Annotated in this window: 11 protein-coding genes; 8 read left to right on the top strand and 3 right to left on the bottom strand. The window is 63.1% G+C overall.

Annotated elements, in window-relative coordinates; all coding sequences use genetic code 11:
- Positions 1 to 92: 92 nt before the first annotated feature.
- Complete coding sequence (locus tag FGK64_RS18555) at positions 93 to 398, bottom strand: hypothetical protein (RefSeq protein ID WP_138865340.1); 306 nt, start codon at positions 396 to 398, stop codon at positions 93 to 95.
- Between the two features lie 281 nt (positions 399 to 679).
- Here FGK64_RS18555 and FGK64_RS18550 point away from each other — a divergent pair, with 281 nt between their 5' ends.
- Positions 680 to 1,276 (top strand): HD domain-containing protein, encoded by a 597-nt coding sequence (locus FGK64_RS18550; protein ID WP_138865339.1) that lies wholly within the window; start codon positions 680 to 682, stop codon positions 1,274 to 1,276.
- On the opposite strand, the gene FGK64_RS18545 is transcribed toward FGK64_RS18550, so the two are convergent.
- Together FGK64_RS18545 and FGK64_RS18540 are read right to left on the bottom strand one after the other, a co-directional pair.
- Entirely contained in the window at positions 1,273 to 1,821 is a 549-nt protein-coding gene (locus FGK64_RS18545) for an ActR/PrrA/RegA family redox response regulator transcription factor (RefSeq protein ID WP_138865338.1), read from the bottom strand. The genes FGK64_RS18550 and FGK64_RS18545 overlap by 4 nt on opposite strands.
- 59 nt (positions 1,822 to 1,880) lie before the next feature.
- Positions 1,881 to 2,519: an SCO family protein gene (locus tag FGK64_RS18540; RefSeq protein ID WP_138865337.1), complete on the bottom strand. Its 639-nt coding sequence runs from the start codon at positions 2,517 to 2,519 to the stop codon at positions 1,881 to 1,883.
- An 87-nt stretch (positions 2,520 to 2,606) separates the two neighbouring features.
- Here FGK64_RS18540 and regB point away from each other — a divergent pair, with 87 nt between their 5' ends.
- The 7 genes from regB (at position 2,607) to addA (ending at position 14,218) form a co-directional block, all read left to right on the top strand.
- Positions 2,607 to 3,992, top strand: a complete 1,386-nt coding sequence (gene regB, locus FGK64_RS18535) for a sensor histidine kinase RegB (RefSeq protein ID WP_138865336.1) — start codon at positions 2,607 to 2,609, stop codon at positions 3,990 to 3,992.
- 159 nt (positions 3,993 to 4,151) lie between these two features.
- Positions 4,152 to 5,699: a PAS-domain containing protein gene (locus tag FGK64_RS18530; protein WP_138865335.1), complete on the top strand. Its 1,548-nt coding sequence runs from the start codon at positions 4,152 to 4,154 to the stop codon at positions 5,697 to 5,699.
- 41 nt (positions 5,700 to 5,740) lie between these two features.
- On the top strand, positions 5,741 to 6,220 hold the full coding sequence (gene tsaE / locus FGK64_RS18525; RefSeq protein ID WP_138865334.1) for a tRNA (adenosine(37)-N6)-threonylcarbamoyltransferase complex ATPase subunit type 1 TsaE: 480 nt from the start codon (positions 5,741 to 5,743) through the stop codon (positions 6,218 to 6,220).
- On the top strand, positions 6,213 to 7,220 hold the full coding sequence (locus tag FGK64_RS18520) for an aminoglycoside phosphotransferase family protein (protein ID WP_138865333.1): 1,008 nt from the start codon (positions 6,213 to 6,215) through the stop codon (positions 7,218 to 7,220). Before tsaE ends, FGK64_RS18520 begins: the two co-directional genes overlap by 8 nt.
- Positions 7,217 to 7,909, top strand: coding sequence for a nucleotidyltransferase family protein (locus tag FGK64_RS18515; RefSeq protein WP_246057822.1), 693 nt, complete (start codon positions 7,217 to 7,219; stop codon positions 7,907 to 7,909). Before FGK64_RS18520 ends, FGK64_RS18515 begins: the two co-directional genes overlap by 4 nt.
- Entirely contained in the window at positions 7,902 to 10,835 is a 2,934-nt protein-coding gene (addB, locus tag FGK64_RS18510) for a double-strand break repair protein AddB (protein WP_138865332.1), read from the top strand. Before FGK64_RS18515 ends, addB begins: the two co-directional genes overlap by 8 nt.
- Positions 10,832 to 14,218, top strand: a complete 3,387-nt coding sequence (addA, locus tag FGK64_RS18505; RefSeq protein ID WP_138865331.1) for a double-strand break repair helicase AddA — start codon at positions 10,832 to 10,834, stop codon at positions 14,216 to 14,218. The genes addB and addA overlap by 4 nt, the downstream gene beginning before the upstream one ends.
- Positions 14,219 to 14,257: the final 39 nt, after the last annotated feature.

Below are 14,257 nucleotides of genomic sequence, written 5' to 3'. Positions count from 1 at the left end.
GTTGACGCGCGTCTAGCACCCTGCAGGAGATGGCGCAATGCACAGGCCCCCGCTTGGTGAACGGGCGCAATGCAAGATCAAAGACTACCCCGTCAGCTTTTGGAAGAGGCCGGAGCAGAGCCGATTTGACGGCTGAAGAATTCGGTGCCCGCCGCAACGATGCAACTGGTGCCGTCGGGGTTTGTCAGCAGCACGGTAAAGGTGCCGGTTTCTTCCGAGGCCCAGATCTCGAACACGGTTTCAAACGGTTCGGTGTTCTGCAGGCCGCCCATTGCCAGCTGTTCGGAAAAATCGGATTCAAGGCTGGCAACCACCGTCGCCCTGTCGGCGCAGGCATCCGCCAGGGCAGATGTTGCCATCATCATCGTGGCGCCCAACAGGGCGAAAAACCTAGTCATCAGTTCTGCCTCTTCGTCGTTCGGTTTTTGGTCGTTCGTTCCGTGAAGACACGCCCCGCATAGGTCCTGTCGCGCATCCCCGCACGTGTCGGGGCCAATAGCCGCCAACCCGAACCGAATTTTGCGATGGTTTGACGATCGCGCTGGCAGCCCTTTCCAAATGACCCGCGATTGGGGGGAATTTGTGGCATAAGCGCGACACCTTGCGATGCGGTTACCGGCTGGACGCGGCTGTTGAACTTCGGCATCACCAAGGCCACCCGCCCACAGAAGGACACTCCATGTCGCACCCTCCCCGCGCCTGGCAACGCATGCTATCGGGCCGCCGGCTTGATCTGCTGGACCCGACACCGATGGATATAGAGGTGGAGGACATCGCCCACGGCCTTGCCTTCGTGGCGCGCTGGAACGGGCAGACGCGGGGCGATTTCGCCTATTCCGTCGCTGAACATTCGCTTCTGGTCGAGACTCTGTTCCGCAGGATAGTGCCGAAAGCACCGGTGAAATGGCAGCTGGCCGCGCTGCTGCACGATGCACCCGAATACGTGATCGGAGACATGATTTCGCCGGTCAAGGCCGCCGTTGGCCCGGGCTATGGCACGCTGGACGACCGGTTGACCGCGGCGATCCACATCCGCTTCGGCCTGCCCGCCGCGATCCCGAAAACCGTCAAACAGCAGATCAAGCGCGCCGATCGGTTGAGTGCCTGGATGGAGGCAACTCAGATCGCCGGGTTTTCCGAGGCCGAGGCGAACAAGTTCTTTGGCCGCCCCGATCCGGCGCTGATCGACGGGCTGTCGATCCTGCTGCGCCCGCCGGTGCAGGTGCGCGCCGATTTCGTGGCGCGCCATGCCGAATTGCTGGCCGCCCTGCGCTAACGGGGCGAGCGTTTCGCCAGGATACGCTGCAACGTGCGGCGGTGCATGTTCAGCCGCCGCGCAGTTTCGCTGACATTGCGGTCGCACAGCTCGTACACCCGCTGGATATGTTCCCAGCGCACACGGTCCGCGCTCATCGGGTTTTCCGGCGGGGGCGGCATTTCGTCACCCGTCGCCAGAAGAGCATGGGTGATGTCGGTCGCATCCGCGGGTTTCGACAAGTAGTCCGTCGCCCCGATCTTGACGGCCGCCACAGCGGTGGCAATCGCACCATAACCGGTCAGCACGACGATCCGGCTGTCAGGCCGTTTTTCGCGCAGCACCTCGACCACGTCCAAACCGTTGCCATCTTCCAGCCGCAGGTCGACGACCGCATAGGCAGGTGGCCGCGCTGTTGCGATGGCCCGACCCGCCGCCACGGATCCGGCGGTTTCAATCTCGAAACCGCGTTTTTCCATGGCCTTGGCCAGCCGTTTCAGAAACGGTTCATCGTCATCTACCAGAAGCAGCGATTTGTCTGGCCCAATGTCTGGCTTGTCCGGCATCAGCGCTCTCCGGCGAGTTTGGAATGGTTAAAAAACTATGACCATAGCCACGAGAAAGGTCAAATGCCCTTCGCCTCGGGCGCATTGTCGATAAAGCAGGAAACCGAGTTTGCGATCTGCTCGGGTGTCTGGTCACGACGATAGAAATCGGCAAAGCCGCTGCCCGGAAGCATCAGGTAGGTAAAAGTCGAATGATCGACGAGGTAGTATTCGTCGTCTTCGTCGTCATGCACGCGGTAATAGGTCTTGTAAGCCTTGCTCGCCGCCTTGACCTGCTCTTCCGACCCAGTCAGCCCGATCATGTTCTCATGCAGGTTGGCCGCGAAATCGCCCACAACCTCGGGCGTGTCGCGCTTGGGATCGACCGAGATGAACACCGGCGTCACGTCGTATCCGCGCTCGGTCAGAATATCGACAGCTTCGGCATTGCGCGACGTGTCGACGGGGCAGACATCTGGGCAGAAGGTATAACCGAAATAGACAAGCGATGGCTTGGCCAGAACATCTGCCTCGGTCACCGTTTCGCCCGCACTGTTCACCAGCTCGAACGGGCCGCCGATCTGTGCCGATCCGCCTGCGACCTGACTGGCGCCACACTGGCCCATTGCTTCGGGGCGCAGGTACATCGTGGCCAGCCAAACACCCCCGACAGCAGCCACCAGAACCGCCCCAGCCATGATCGCATATATCCTCAGCATGCCTTGCACCTTTTATTGCATGGTTGATCGACATCGCTGCCGGACCTATCAAGTTTACCAACCGGTGCAATGCAGATAGCCACCCCCATGTCGGAAACCAACACCATCCTTCTGCACGGACGCGGGCGCAGCAACTGGATAAGGCTGCGCACGCTTATCCTGCTACGATGGGTCGCAATCTTGGGCCAGTTGGCCGCGATCACCTTTGCCCAGCGCATGTACAATCTGCAGCTGGAATTCGGGCTGTGCTACCTGGCGATTGGCGTTTCGGTCATCGGCAACCTGATCGCGATCTTCGTGTTCCCCGAGAACAAGCGCCTCACGGAATCCGAAAATTTCCTGATGGTGCTGTTTGACCTGCTGCAGCTGTCGTTCCTCCTGTATCTGACGGGCGGGCTGCACAACCCGTTCGCAATCCTGCTGCTGGCGCCGGTGACGATTTCGGCCAGCGTTCTTGGGTTGCGGTCCACGCTGATCATCGGCGGCGGGGCGATCATGCTGGTGACGCTGCTGGCAACGTTCCACATTCCGCTGCGTACGGGCGAAGGGTTTGTGCTGCGGGTGCCCGACATTTTTATCTTCGGCAACTGGGCTGCGATCACCATCGCGACGCTGTTCATCGGGGCCTATTCCCGCCGAGTGAGCCAGGAGATCCATTCGATGGCCGATGCCGTGGCCGCAACCCAGATGGCCCTGTCACGCGAACAGAAGCTGACCGATCTGGGCGGGGTTGTCGCCGCCGCCGCGCATGAACTGGGCACGCCGCTGGCCACGATCAAACTGGCCAGTTCCGAGCTGATCGAAGAGTTGGAAGATCGCCCCGATCTGGTGGAAGATGCCCGGCTGATCCGCGAACAGGCCGACCGCTGCCGCGATATACTGCGTGGGATGGGCCGGGCCGGAAAAGATGATCTGCATCTGCGGCAGGCACCGCTGAGCGCCGTGGTGGCCGAAGCGGCCGAACCGCATATGGACCGGGGGAAACGAATCCTGACGGAGTCGCTGACCGAGGATGCCACCAGCCAACCCATGATCTTGCGCAAACCCGAAATCATCCACGGCCTGCGCAACCTGGTACAGAACGCGGTGGATTTCGCGCATTCAACCGTCTGGATTGAAACGCAATGGTCCGAAGATCAGGTGATTGTGCGCATTCAGGACGACGGTCAGGGCTATGCCCCCGCGATGATCGGACGCATCGGAGACCCCTTCGTACGGCGCCGGCGGGTCGAACGCCGCGCGCGCCCCGAATACGAAGGCATGGGGTTGGGACTGTTCATCGCCAAGACTCTGCTGGAGCGCACGGGGGCCGAACTGAAGTTCGCGAATGGACCCGACCGACCCAGCGGCGATTCTGCGAATCCCACGCGCAGCGGCGCGTTGGTGCACGTTGTCTGGCCGCGCCTGCGGATCGCAGCGCATATTTCCGGCGATGGAGCGGCTTTGGGCCAAAATCAGCCAATAACCATTTAACGTTCTGTTCGCTTAGACAAATTCCGGTTTGTCTTGCACCTGCGGTACCGGCGCAAGTTTGCGAGACTGCAAAGAAACAGTCTGGACGCGGTAATCTTAACAGTCTGTTAATGTATTACGGCAAACATGCCACCAGCAGATATTCGGCGGATTTCCGACATGCTTGACCTCGACTGGACAGAATGGGCAATGCTTGTGCCCATCTGTATCGCAAGCGCAATTGGCGCCGTGGCGTTTCTCGCGCCAGGGATGCTGGCGTCTCGCCGAGACGGGCGCATCCGCTCTCAGCTAGGTTCCGACGAAGCCGCGTGGATCTATGATGGCAGCCTTATTTCGGATTGGGTGTGCGGCCCAGACAGCGGGATTGATCGCGATAATATCCCAACCGACTGGAACGATCTGACAGATCTGCTTGGGACCCGGTTTCCCGGGTTCCCCTCCAACCCTGCCATGATTAAGGACGCGGGCAAGCTGGTTCTGCGCCCGCCGTCGCCCGCGGATTACGCAACACTCACGATCGAATCTCTGGGCCAGCACGTCCGTATCACGCTTGAAAACGGGGGGTATCAGTCCAACCGGCTGGCGCCTCTGGGCGAAAGCTACGAGAATTACAAGGAAGCAATCGATCACGCCCCAACTCCGATCTGGCGGCTATCGTCCGAAGGGCGCGTGACATGGTCGAACGCATCGTATGACGCATTGCGCAAACGTGTTCCCAAACTGGAGGACCCGGGCGATCCGGTGTTTCCCGTGCTGAACGCCGACCTGAACCGCGAACGCACCCGCCGCCTGCCTGTCGTGACCGAGAATTCCGGCATTAAGAACTGGTATGATGTCTCTCTGGTGCCGCGGCCCGATGGGCCTCTGTGCTATGCGATCGACGTGGCCGCCGTGGTCGAGGCAGAGTCTGCCCAGCGCAATTTTGTCCAGACACTCGCCAAGACATTCGCACAACTGTCAATCGGGTTGGCGATCTTCGACCGCAATCGCCAGCTTGCGCTGTTCAATCCCGCGCTGATCGACCTCACGTCGCTGCCTGCCGATTTCCTGAGCGGGCGCCCGAATTTGCTTACCTTCTTTGACCGCCTGCGCGATCAGCGCATCATGCCCGAGCCCAAGAACTACAACAGTTGGCGACATCAGATGGCCGATCTGGTCGCTGCGGCTTCGGATGGGCGCTATCAGGAAACATGGACGCTGGCATCGGGATCGGTTTATTCGGTCAACGGCCGCCCGCATCCCGATGGCGCGATCGCCTTCCTGTTCGAAGACATCACCGCCGAAATCTCGCTGACGCGGCGGTTTCGAACCGATCTGGAAATGGGCCAGACTGTGCTCGACAATCTTGATCAGGCCATTGCCGTCTTTTCCTCGGACGGCAGCCTGACCATGTCAAACGCAGCCTACTGCAAATTGTGGTCCGTTGATCCCGACAAAAGCTTTGCGCAGGTTTCCATCGTCGATGCCACGCGCAACTGGCAGGACAAGTGCAAGGCGACCCCGGTCTGGGGCGAAATTCGCGATTTCGTCGCTCAGCGCGACGACCGCGGCGAATGGACGTCCGAGGTTCTTTTGCGCGACAATGGCGCCATCAGCTGTCGGGTGCTGCCAATCCACTCCGGCGCCACGATGATCGTGTTTGAACACGCCCGCCCACCGTCCAGCCTGTCGGTAATCTCCGGGCGTAAGGTCTCCTCCAAACCCTGATCCGGCTTGCGGGCGGCGCGCGCCAACGCCATTGTGGCGCTATGACTGCCAGCCCGTTTACCTGCCTCTCGCACAGCGCCGAAGAAACGGCGGAATTCGCCCGCCGCATTGGCGCGCGACTAGAGTCGGGCGACACCATCCTGCTGACCGGCCCGGTTGGCGCAGGAAAATCCCATTTCTGCCGCAGCCTGATCCAATCGCGCCTGTCCGAACCCGAAGATGTGCCCTCGCCGACCTTCACCCTGGTTCAGATGTACGACACGACCAAGGATCAAATCTGGCACGCCGATCTGTATCGGCTGACGGGCACCGATGAGATTGAAGAACTTGGCCTGTTCGATGCGTTCGAGCAGGCCATCTGCCTTGTCGAATGGCCAGACAGGCTGGGCGGTACCGCGCCGCCAGATGCTTTGGCTCTGACGCTAAGCGCGTCGCCCGAGGATGAAAATCACCGCACCCTTGAATTTACGTGGTCCGCACCGAAATGGGCCGCCAAACTTGACGGAGTCGCCCATGGCTGACCGGAACGCCCTGATTGCGGATTTCATTGCGGGCTCGCCTTGGGCCGGGGCCATCCGCGCGGTGCTGGCGGGCGATGCCTCGAACCGGCGCTATGACCGTCTGACAGACCCTGAAACGGGCAAAACCGCCATTCTGATGGATGCCCCGCCAGAGAAAGGCGAAGATGTGCGCCCCTTCGTGCGGATTGCCAAACATCTTTGCGCCGCTGGGCTAAGCGCGCCGCAGATCATCGCTCAGGATGCCGAAAATGGGCTTCTTATCCTCGAAGATCTGGGTGACGACCTGTTTTCGCGCGTATTGCGCGCCCGTCCAGACAACGAACCATTGCTCTATGAAACCGCCACCGATGTTCTGGTGGCACTGCACCAGGTGCCCGCCCCCACGCTGGAAACCTACGATCCTCCGCTGATGACGGACCTGGCCTGCCTCGCCTTCGACAAATACGCCGCCCTTGTGACGGGCGATCCGGCGACCAAGGCGCGCAGCCGGTTCGCCGACCGGTTCCAGGACATTCTGCAGCAAACGACGACAGGCGCCCCCCCTGTTCTGATTCAGCGCGACTATCACGCCGATAACCTGCTGTGGTTGCCCGACCGGGATGGCGTTGCGCGCGTGGGTCTGCTGGATTTCCAGGATGCGATGCTGGGCCACCCGGCCTATGACCTCGTGTCGCTGTTGCAGGACGTGCGCCGTGATGTCTCTCCGGCCGTCGAGACCCGGAACATCACGCATTACATAGAACAAACCGGCTGCGACGATCACGCGTTCCGAACTGCCTATGCGGTGCTTGGCGCCCAGCGCAACCTACGCATTCTGGGTGTGTTCGGGCGGCTGGGGCACGACTATGGCAAGCCGCAGTATGTCGACATGATCCCCAAGGTCTGGGATCTGTTGATGGCCGATCTGGAACATCCCGTGCTGGCCCCGGTGGCCGATCTGCTGCGCGACGCCCTGCCCACCCCGACCCCGGACGCGTTGACCGGGTTGCGCGCGGCATGAGCGACGCGCCCCAATCGGCGATGATCTTTGCCGCAGGGTTCGGCACCCGCATGGGCGAGCTGACCCGCACGCAGCCCAAGCCGCTGATTCCAGTGGCTGGGCGCGCGCTGATCGATCACACGCTCGATCTGATCCGCGACCACGGCGTGCCGCGCGTGGTGGCAAACACGCATTACCTTTCTGACCAGTTAGAGACACATCTTACGCCCCTCGGCGTGACGGTTTCGGCCGAGACGCCCGATATTCTTGATACTGGTGGCGGGCTGAAACAGGCGCTTCCGCTGCTGGGGAACCGGCCGCTGTTCACCACGAATTCCGACGCGATCTGGCAGGGTCCGAACCCGCTGGCCCTGCTGGCCGATGCGTGGGATCCGGCACGTATGGAAGCGCTGTTGATCTGCGTGCCGCTGTCGGGTTGCCTTGGCCGCAAGTCCGCAGGAGATTTCAGGTTGGATATAGAGGGTCGAATTTCCCGTGGTGGCGATTTCGTTTACGGAGGCGTGCAAATCCTGAACCCGGCCCGGGTGGCGGCGCGCCCCGACCGCGTGTTTTCGCTGAACGTCATCTGGGATGACATCGCCCGCGACGGGCGGCTGTTCGGGCTACGCTACCCCGGAAGATGGTGCGACGTCGGGCACCCTGATGGAATCGCATTGGCCGAAACCCTGATAACAGAGCCGCATGTTTGAACCCACCGACACCCCCCGCCTGTTTGCCCTGCCGCCTGGAGTCGATTTCCCGGCCGAGCTGATCCGCGGCCTGACCGATCGCATGGCCGGGCAGTCTCCACTGGCGATGGCGCAGGTGGACCTCGTCGTAAACACCCGACGCATGGCGCGCCGATTGCGCGATCTGTTCGACACTGGCCCGGCGCGCCTGCTGCCACGTATCTCGCTCGTGACGGATGTGGTGGAAACCTGGCTACCGGGCGCCCTGCCCCCTTCAGCTCCGCCTTTGCGGCGGCGGCTGGAACTTGCACAGCTGGTCGCCCAGCTGATCAAGGCACAACCTGACCTGGCCGCGCGCCACTCGGTGTATGACCTGGCCGACAGCCTTGCCGGCCTGCTGGACGAAATGCAGGGCGAAGGTGTGTCTGCCGAGACGATCCGCACGCTGGACGTGACCGATATGTCAGGCCACTGGGCCCGCGCGCAAAGCTTTATCGGCATTGTAGAAACATATCTGGATGAACAATCCGGCCAGCTTGACCCACAGGCACGGCAACGCCGGGCAGTCCAAACGCTGATCGAGCAGTGGGCGACCACACCGCCTGAACATCCCGTGATTTTAGCCGGGTCCACCGGGTCGCGTGGGACAACGCACATGCTGATCGACGCGGTCGCGCGGTTGCCGCAGGGCGCGATCGTGCTGCCCGGGTTCGATTTCGATCAACCGGGTGGCATTTGGGCTGATATGTCCGATGCGCGAGTGTCCGAAGACCACCCGCAGTTTCGGTTTTCCCCGATCCTTCAGGGGCTTGACCTGCAACCGGGCGACGTGCGGCGCTGGACGAACTCGCCGCCCGCGTCCGAACCGCGCAACCGGCTGGTCTCGCTCGCCCTGCGGCCCGCACCGTTCACCGACGCCTGGCTGGCGGAAGGCCCCGCGCTAACCGATCTGGATGCCGCCACGCAGGACATGACGCTGGTCGAAGCCGCCGACCCAAGGGCCGAGGCGATCTGTATCGCGCTGCGTCTGCGGCAGGCGGCCGAGGATGGCGAAACCGCCGCGTTGATCACGCCCGATCGGATGCTCACGCGCCGGGTGGCCGCTGCGCTGGACCGATGGGGCATCGTACCCGACGACAGCGCCGGCCTGCCGCTGCACCTGTCGCCACCGGGGCGGTTCCTGCGCCATGTCGCGCAACTGGCCACCGAACGATTGACGGCGGAACGGCTGGTGACGCTGCTGAAACACCCGCTGACTCACACCGGCGCCGATCGCGGGCCCCACAACCTCTATACCCGCGACACGGAATTGCGCCTGCGCCGACACGGCCCGCCCTTCCCCGACCGTGCGTCGCTGTCGGGTTGGATCGCCGACGACAAGGTCAAGATACCGCCCAGCTGGATTGACTGGGTTTGCGATCATATCTGCGCGCAGCCTGCTTCGGGCACCCGCCCGCTGGCCGAATGGGTCGATTGGCTGCGCCACGCCGCCGAGGCCATCGCGCGTGGCACCGCGCCCGACGGCAGCGGCACCCTGTGGGAGCGCAACGCCGGTCAATCCGCGCTTCAGGTGGTGGAAACCCTCGCCGAACAGGCCGCCCACGGCGGTGACATGACGGCAAGCGAATTCCATGATCTGCTGGAGGCTCTGCTGCGCGGAGAAGAGGTGCGCGACCGCGACGCACCGCATCCGAACATCCTGATCTGGGGCACGCTCGAGGCGCGGGTGCAGGGCGCGGGGCTGCTGATCCTTGGCGGGCTGAACGAAGGCACATGGCCGGAATCGCCCTCGCCCGACCCGTGGTTGAACCGGCGGATGCGCCATGCCGCCGGGTTGCTGCTGCCCGAACGCCAGATCGGCCTGTCGGCGCATGATTTTCAGCAGGCGATTGCCGCGCCGCAGGTCTGGCTGACACGCCCGAAACGGTCGGACGATGCCGAAACCGTGCCTTCGCGCTGGCTGAATCGGCTGAAAAACCTGCTGGGCGGAATACCCGGCGCCGGTCGCGATGCGCTGGCCGCCATGCAGGCACGCGGCGATCACTGGCTGGCGCTGGCCGACGCATCCGAGGCCGTGACCCCGGTGGCCCCCGCCCCGCGCCCTGCCCCGCGCCCGCCGGTGAATGCCCGACCCCGGAAACTTTCGGTGACGGAAATCAAGCGGCTGATCCGCGATCCGTTTGCGATTTACGCAAAGCACGTTCTGGGGCTGAAACCGCTGGATCCGCTGATCCGCGAACCTGACGCCCTGTTGCGTGGCATCGTCATTCACGAGGCATTGGAAGATTTCATCAGGGCCTCGGTTTTGCAGCCCGAAATCCTCACGCGCGAGACATTTCTGAACACCTGCCGCGAGGTGCTGGACACCCATGTGCCCTGGCCGGTGGCGCGGCAGTTGTGGCTGGCCCGATTGGCGCAGGTGGCCGATGATTTCCTGCGCGCCGAACAGGTCCGTCAGCGCCGCGCCCGGCCCGCCCAATTCGAACCCAAGGGCGAACTGGCGCTGACCCCGCTGGATTTCACGATCAACGGCAAGGCCGACCGGATCGACATTGATGAGGTCGGGCAACTGCACATCTTTGACTACAAGACCGGGCGCGCACCTACGGTGAAGCAACAGGCCCTGTTCGACAAACAATTGCTGATCGAAGCCGCCATGGCTGAACAAGGCGGTTTTGCCGCTTTGGGCCACGCCCGGGTTGCCCGCGCAACCTTTCTCGGGCTGGGTGGCCAATATCACGAAGTCGATGCCCCGCTGGAAGACACACCCGCCGCCACCGTTCTGGATGAATTGCGCGGTCTGATCGGTGCGTATCTGACCGCCGAACAGGGGTTCACCGCGCGGCTGATGCTGCAAAGCATTCAAGACATTGGCGATTACGACCATCTGGCCCGTTATGGCGAATGGGATCTGTCGGACCCTGCCGTACCGGAGGATCTGACATGAGCACGCGCGACGACGCCACCGAACGCCAGGTGCAGGCGGCGCGGCCCGATGCCTCGACATGGCTGTCCGCCAACGCGGGGTCGGGAAAAACCCGCGTGCTGACCGACCGGGTGGCGCGGCTTCTGTTGGCCGGGGTCGATCCGCAGAACATCCTGTGCCTGACCTACACCAAGGCGGCAGCCAGCGAGATGCAGAACCGCCTGTTCCGGCGGCTGGGCGAATGGGCCATGCTGGAAGATGGCGCGCTGCACGGCCAGCTTGACCTGCTGGGCGTCGAAGGTGCGATCACGCCTGAAAGGATGCGCCATGCCCGCACCCTGTTCGCCCGCGCGATCGAGGCACCGGGCGGGCTGAAAATTCAGACGATCCACAGCTTTTGTGCGTCTCTGTTGCGGCGTTTTCCGCTCGAGGCCGGGGTCAGCCCCCAGTTTTCCGAGATGGAAACCCGAGCCGCGCGGCTGCTCTGCGCCGAGATTGTCGAACAGATGGCCGAAGGCGAAGATGCGCCACTGATCGAAGGGCTCGCCCGCCATGCCTCGGGCGCAGGGCTGGACGATGTGCTGGCCTCGGTCCTGCAATACCGCGCCGCGCTGACCCCGCCGATGACATTTGACGGGTTGCTGGGCGCTTTCGGCTTGCCGTCCGGTTTCGACGACGCCGCGCTGCTGGCGCAGGTGTTTCTTGGGGGCGAAGCCGAACTGCTGCGTGATCTGCACGCCGCGCTGATGGCCGGCTCGAAAACCGACGTCAAAGCGGGGGAGGCGCTGGCCGCAGTCATCGACAAGCCCGCGCCCGAAGCCGAAACACTGGCCGTTCTGGAACAGATCATGCTGACAGGCGCCAGTGCGAGAGAGCCGTTTACAGCCAAATTAGGGTCTTTCCCGACGAAAAAGACGCAAGAGGCCTGCGCCGCGATCCTGCCTCGCCTCAATGACCTGATGACGCGGGTCGAATCTGCGCGGCCGGCCCGGCTTGGGCTATTGGCTGCGCGGAAATCGGCCGCGCTGCACCGTTTTGCCACGCGATTCCTTCCCGAATATGAACGCCGCAAGCAGCTGCGCGGCTGGCTGGATTTCGATGACCAGATTCAGAAAGCGCGGCAATTGCTGAACAACCCCGCCGTGGCAGCCTGGGTGCTGTACCGGCTGGATGGGGGGATCGACCATATCCTGGTGGATGAAGCGCAAGACACCAGCCCCGAACAATGGGACGTGATCGAAAAGCTGGCGCAGGAATTCACCAGCGGCGCGGGGGCGCGCGAAGGGGTTGAGCGCACGATTTTCGTGGTTGGGGACAAGAAACAGTCGATCTATTCCTTTCAGGGCGCCGACCCGCAAGCGTTCGACAGGATGCAGGCCGAATTTGGCGACCGTCTGCGCGCAAGCGGCGGGAACCTCGAAGATCTTACGCTGGAATTTTCCTTTCGCTCGGCGCAGTCGATCCTTCGGCTGGTCGATCTGGTGTTCGACGGCAAGGCCGCCGCCGGCTTCCACAAGGACAGCCAGCACCGCGCGTTCCAGCGCGATCTGCCCGGCCGGATCGATCTGTGGCCCGTGGTCGACAAAACCTCGGAAGATGATGACCGGCACTGGACTGATCCGGTCGACCGGCCAAGCCCGCGCCGACATACGGTGGAACTGGCCGAGCGGATCGCCGGAGAAATCCGCCGCTTGATCGACGCGGGCGAAACCATTCCGGCGCAGGGGCAGGGCGGGTTGATCCGCCGCCCGGTGCGGGCTGGCGATTTCCTTGTGCTGGTGCAACGTCGATCCGATTTGTTTGCCGAGATCATACGCGCCTGCAAGGCTGCGAACCTGCCGATTGCCGGGGCCGACCGTCTGAAGGTGGGCGCCGAACTGGCGGTAAAGGACTTGGCCGCGTTGCTGCGGTTCCTGGCCACGCCCGAGGACGACCTGTCGCTGGCAATTGCCCTGAAATCGCCGCTGTTCGGCTGGACCGAGCAGGAGTTGTTCAGCCTCGCCCATGATCGCGGACGCACGTATCTGTGGCAAACCCTGCGCGATCAGGGCGCGCGGCATTCCGAAACGGTCGCCACGCTGACCGACCTGATGGCCCAAAGCGATTTCCTGCGCCCTTACGACCTGATCGAACGGGTGTTGACCCGCCATCACGGCCGCAACCGCCTGCTTGCGCGGCTTGGGGTTGAGGCGGAAGACGGCATCAACGCGCTGCTGTCGCAGGCGCTGGCCTACGAGCGCACCGATGTGCCCAGCCTGACCGGTTTCCTGACGTGGATGGAGGCCGATGCCCTTGAGATCAAACGCGAATTGGGCAGCGCGGGCGATATGATACGGGTGATGACGGTGCATGGCGCAAAAGGGCTGGAATCGCCCATCGTGATCCTGCCCGACACCGCGAAACGCGCCTACCAGAACCGTGGCGACATCCTTGCGCTGGACGGCGTTCCAATGTGGCGCCCCGCAGCGGCCCAGATGCCCCCCGCGCTGACCGAGGCCGCGCAGGCGATCCGCGACAAGGACATGAACGAACGCCAACGGCTGCTCTATGTGGCTCTGACACGGGCAGAAAAGTGGCTGATCGTGGCGGCGGCCGGCGATTTGGATAAAGAGGGCGACAGCTGGTATCAGCAGGTCGAAGCAGCGATGCGCGACTCTGGTGCCGTAGATCGCGACCTGCCCGGGGGTATCGGGCTCTCGGTTCAGGGTGACGGATGGGACGACTTGCCAGTGCAGGTGCCCGAAGAGGTTGAAAAGAAAACGGTTGATCTGCCGGATGTCTTCAACCTGCCCGCGCCGATACCTGTACCGCCGCTGGAAACGCTCAGCCCGTCGGATTTGGGTGGCGCCAAGGCCCTGCCCGGTGACATGGGAGAGGAAGAAGACGCCGCCAAGTTGCGCGGCACGCGCATCCACCGCCTGATCGAAGTTCTTGCAGGATCGGACCCCAGTACGCGCGAAAATGTCACCGAACGCCTGCTGCCCGGCACCGATAGTGCAACCCGCGCCGCCTTGCTGGCCGAGGCAAGCGCCGTGATCGACGCACCCGAGCTTGCGCATCTGTTCGGCCCCGACACCCTGGCCGAGGTGCCGGTGACCGCGCAGATCGGCGCGCGCCGCGTGCACGGGGTGATCGACCGTCTGATCGTGACACCAACCACGGTTCTGGCAGTGGATTTCAAGACGAATGCGACGGTGCCCCCAACGCCCGAGGCCACACCCGAAGGACTGCTGCGACAGATGTTCGCCTATGCCCATGCGTTGAAACAAATCTTTCCTGACCACCAGATCGACACCGCGATCCTGTGGACGCGGACCGCCACATTCATGTCACTCCCTCAGGATATTGTGATGAGCGCCGGGAGCCGCACCCCACATCTTGACCTTCCGGATGGGCCTGCCTAGATTCCGGTGCCTGACGCCGCCAAAACCCCAAGCCTTACC

It is taken from the genome of Arenibacterium halophilum (assembly GCF_005938225.1).
GTDB lineage: Bacteria > Pseudomonadota > Alphaproteobacteria > Rhodobacterales > Rhodobacteraceae > Arenibacterium > Arenibacterium halophilum.
This window is presented reverse-complemented; position numbering and strand designations above follow the sequence as displayed.

Excerpts from the sequence above, each read along its gene's own strand:
- FGK64_RS18550 (WP_138865339.1), top strand. The coding sequence starts at position 680 with ATGTCGCACCCTCCCCGCGCCTGGCAACGCATGCTATCGGGCCGCCGG.
- FGK64_RS18530 (WP_138865335.1), top strand. The coding sequence starts at position 4,152 with ATGCTTGACCTCGACTGGACAGAATGGGCAATGCTTGTGCCCATCTGT.
- FGK64_RS18540 (WP_138865337.1), bottom strand. The coding sequence starts at position 2,519 with ATGCTGAGGATATATGCGATCATGGCTGGGGCGGTTCTGGTGGCTGCT.
- FGK64_RS18520 (WP_138865333.1), top strand. The coding sequence starts at position 6,213 with ATGGCTGACCGGAACGCCCTGATTGCGGATTTCATTGCGGGCTCGCCT.
- tsaE (WP_138865334.1), top strand. The coding sequence starts at position 5,741 with ATGACTGCCAGCCCGTTTACCTGCCTCTCGCACAGCGCCGAAGAAACG.
- FGK64_RS18545 (WP_138865338.1), bottom strand. The coding sequence starts at position 1,821 with ATGCCGGACAAGCCAGACATTGGGCCAGACAAATCGCTGCTTCTGGTA.
- FGK64_RS18515 (WP_246057822.1), top strand. The coding sequence starts at position 7,217 with ATGAGCGACGCGCCCCAATCGGCGATGATCTTTGCCGCAGGGTTCGGC.
- addA (WP_138865331.1), top strand. The coding sequence starts at position 10,832 with ATGAGCACGCGCGACGACGCCACCGAACGCCAGGTGCAGGCGGCGCGG.
- addB (WP_138865332.1), top strand. The coding sequence starts at position 7,902 with ATGTTTGAACCCACCGACACCCCCCGCCTGTTTGCCCTGCCGCCTGGA.
- FGK64_RS18555 (WP_138865340.1), bottom strand. The coding sequence starts at position 398 with ATGACTAGGTTTTTCGCCCTGTTGGGCGCCACGATGATGATGGCAACA.
- regB (WP_138865336.1), top strand. The coding sequence starts at position 2,607 with ATGTCGGAAACCAACACCATCCTTCTGCACGGACGCGGGCGCAGCAAC.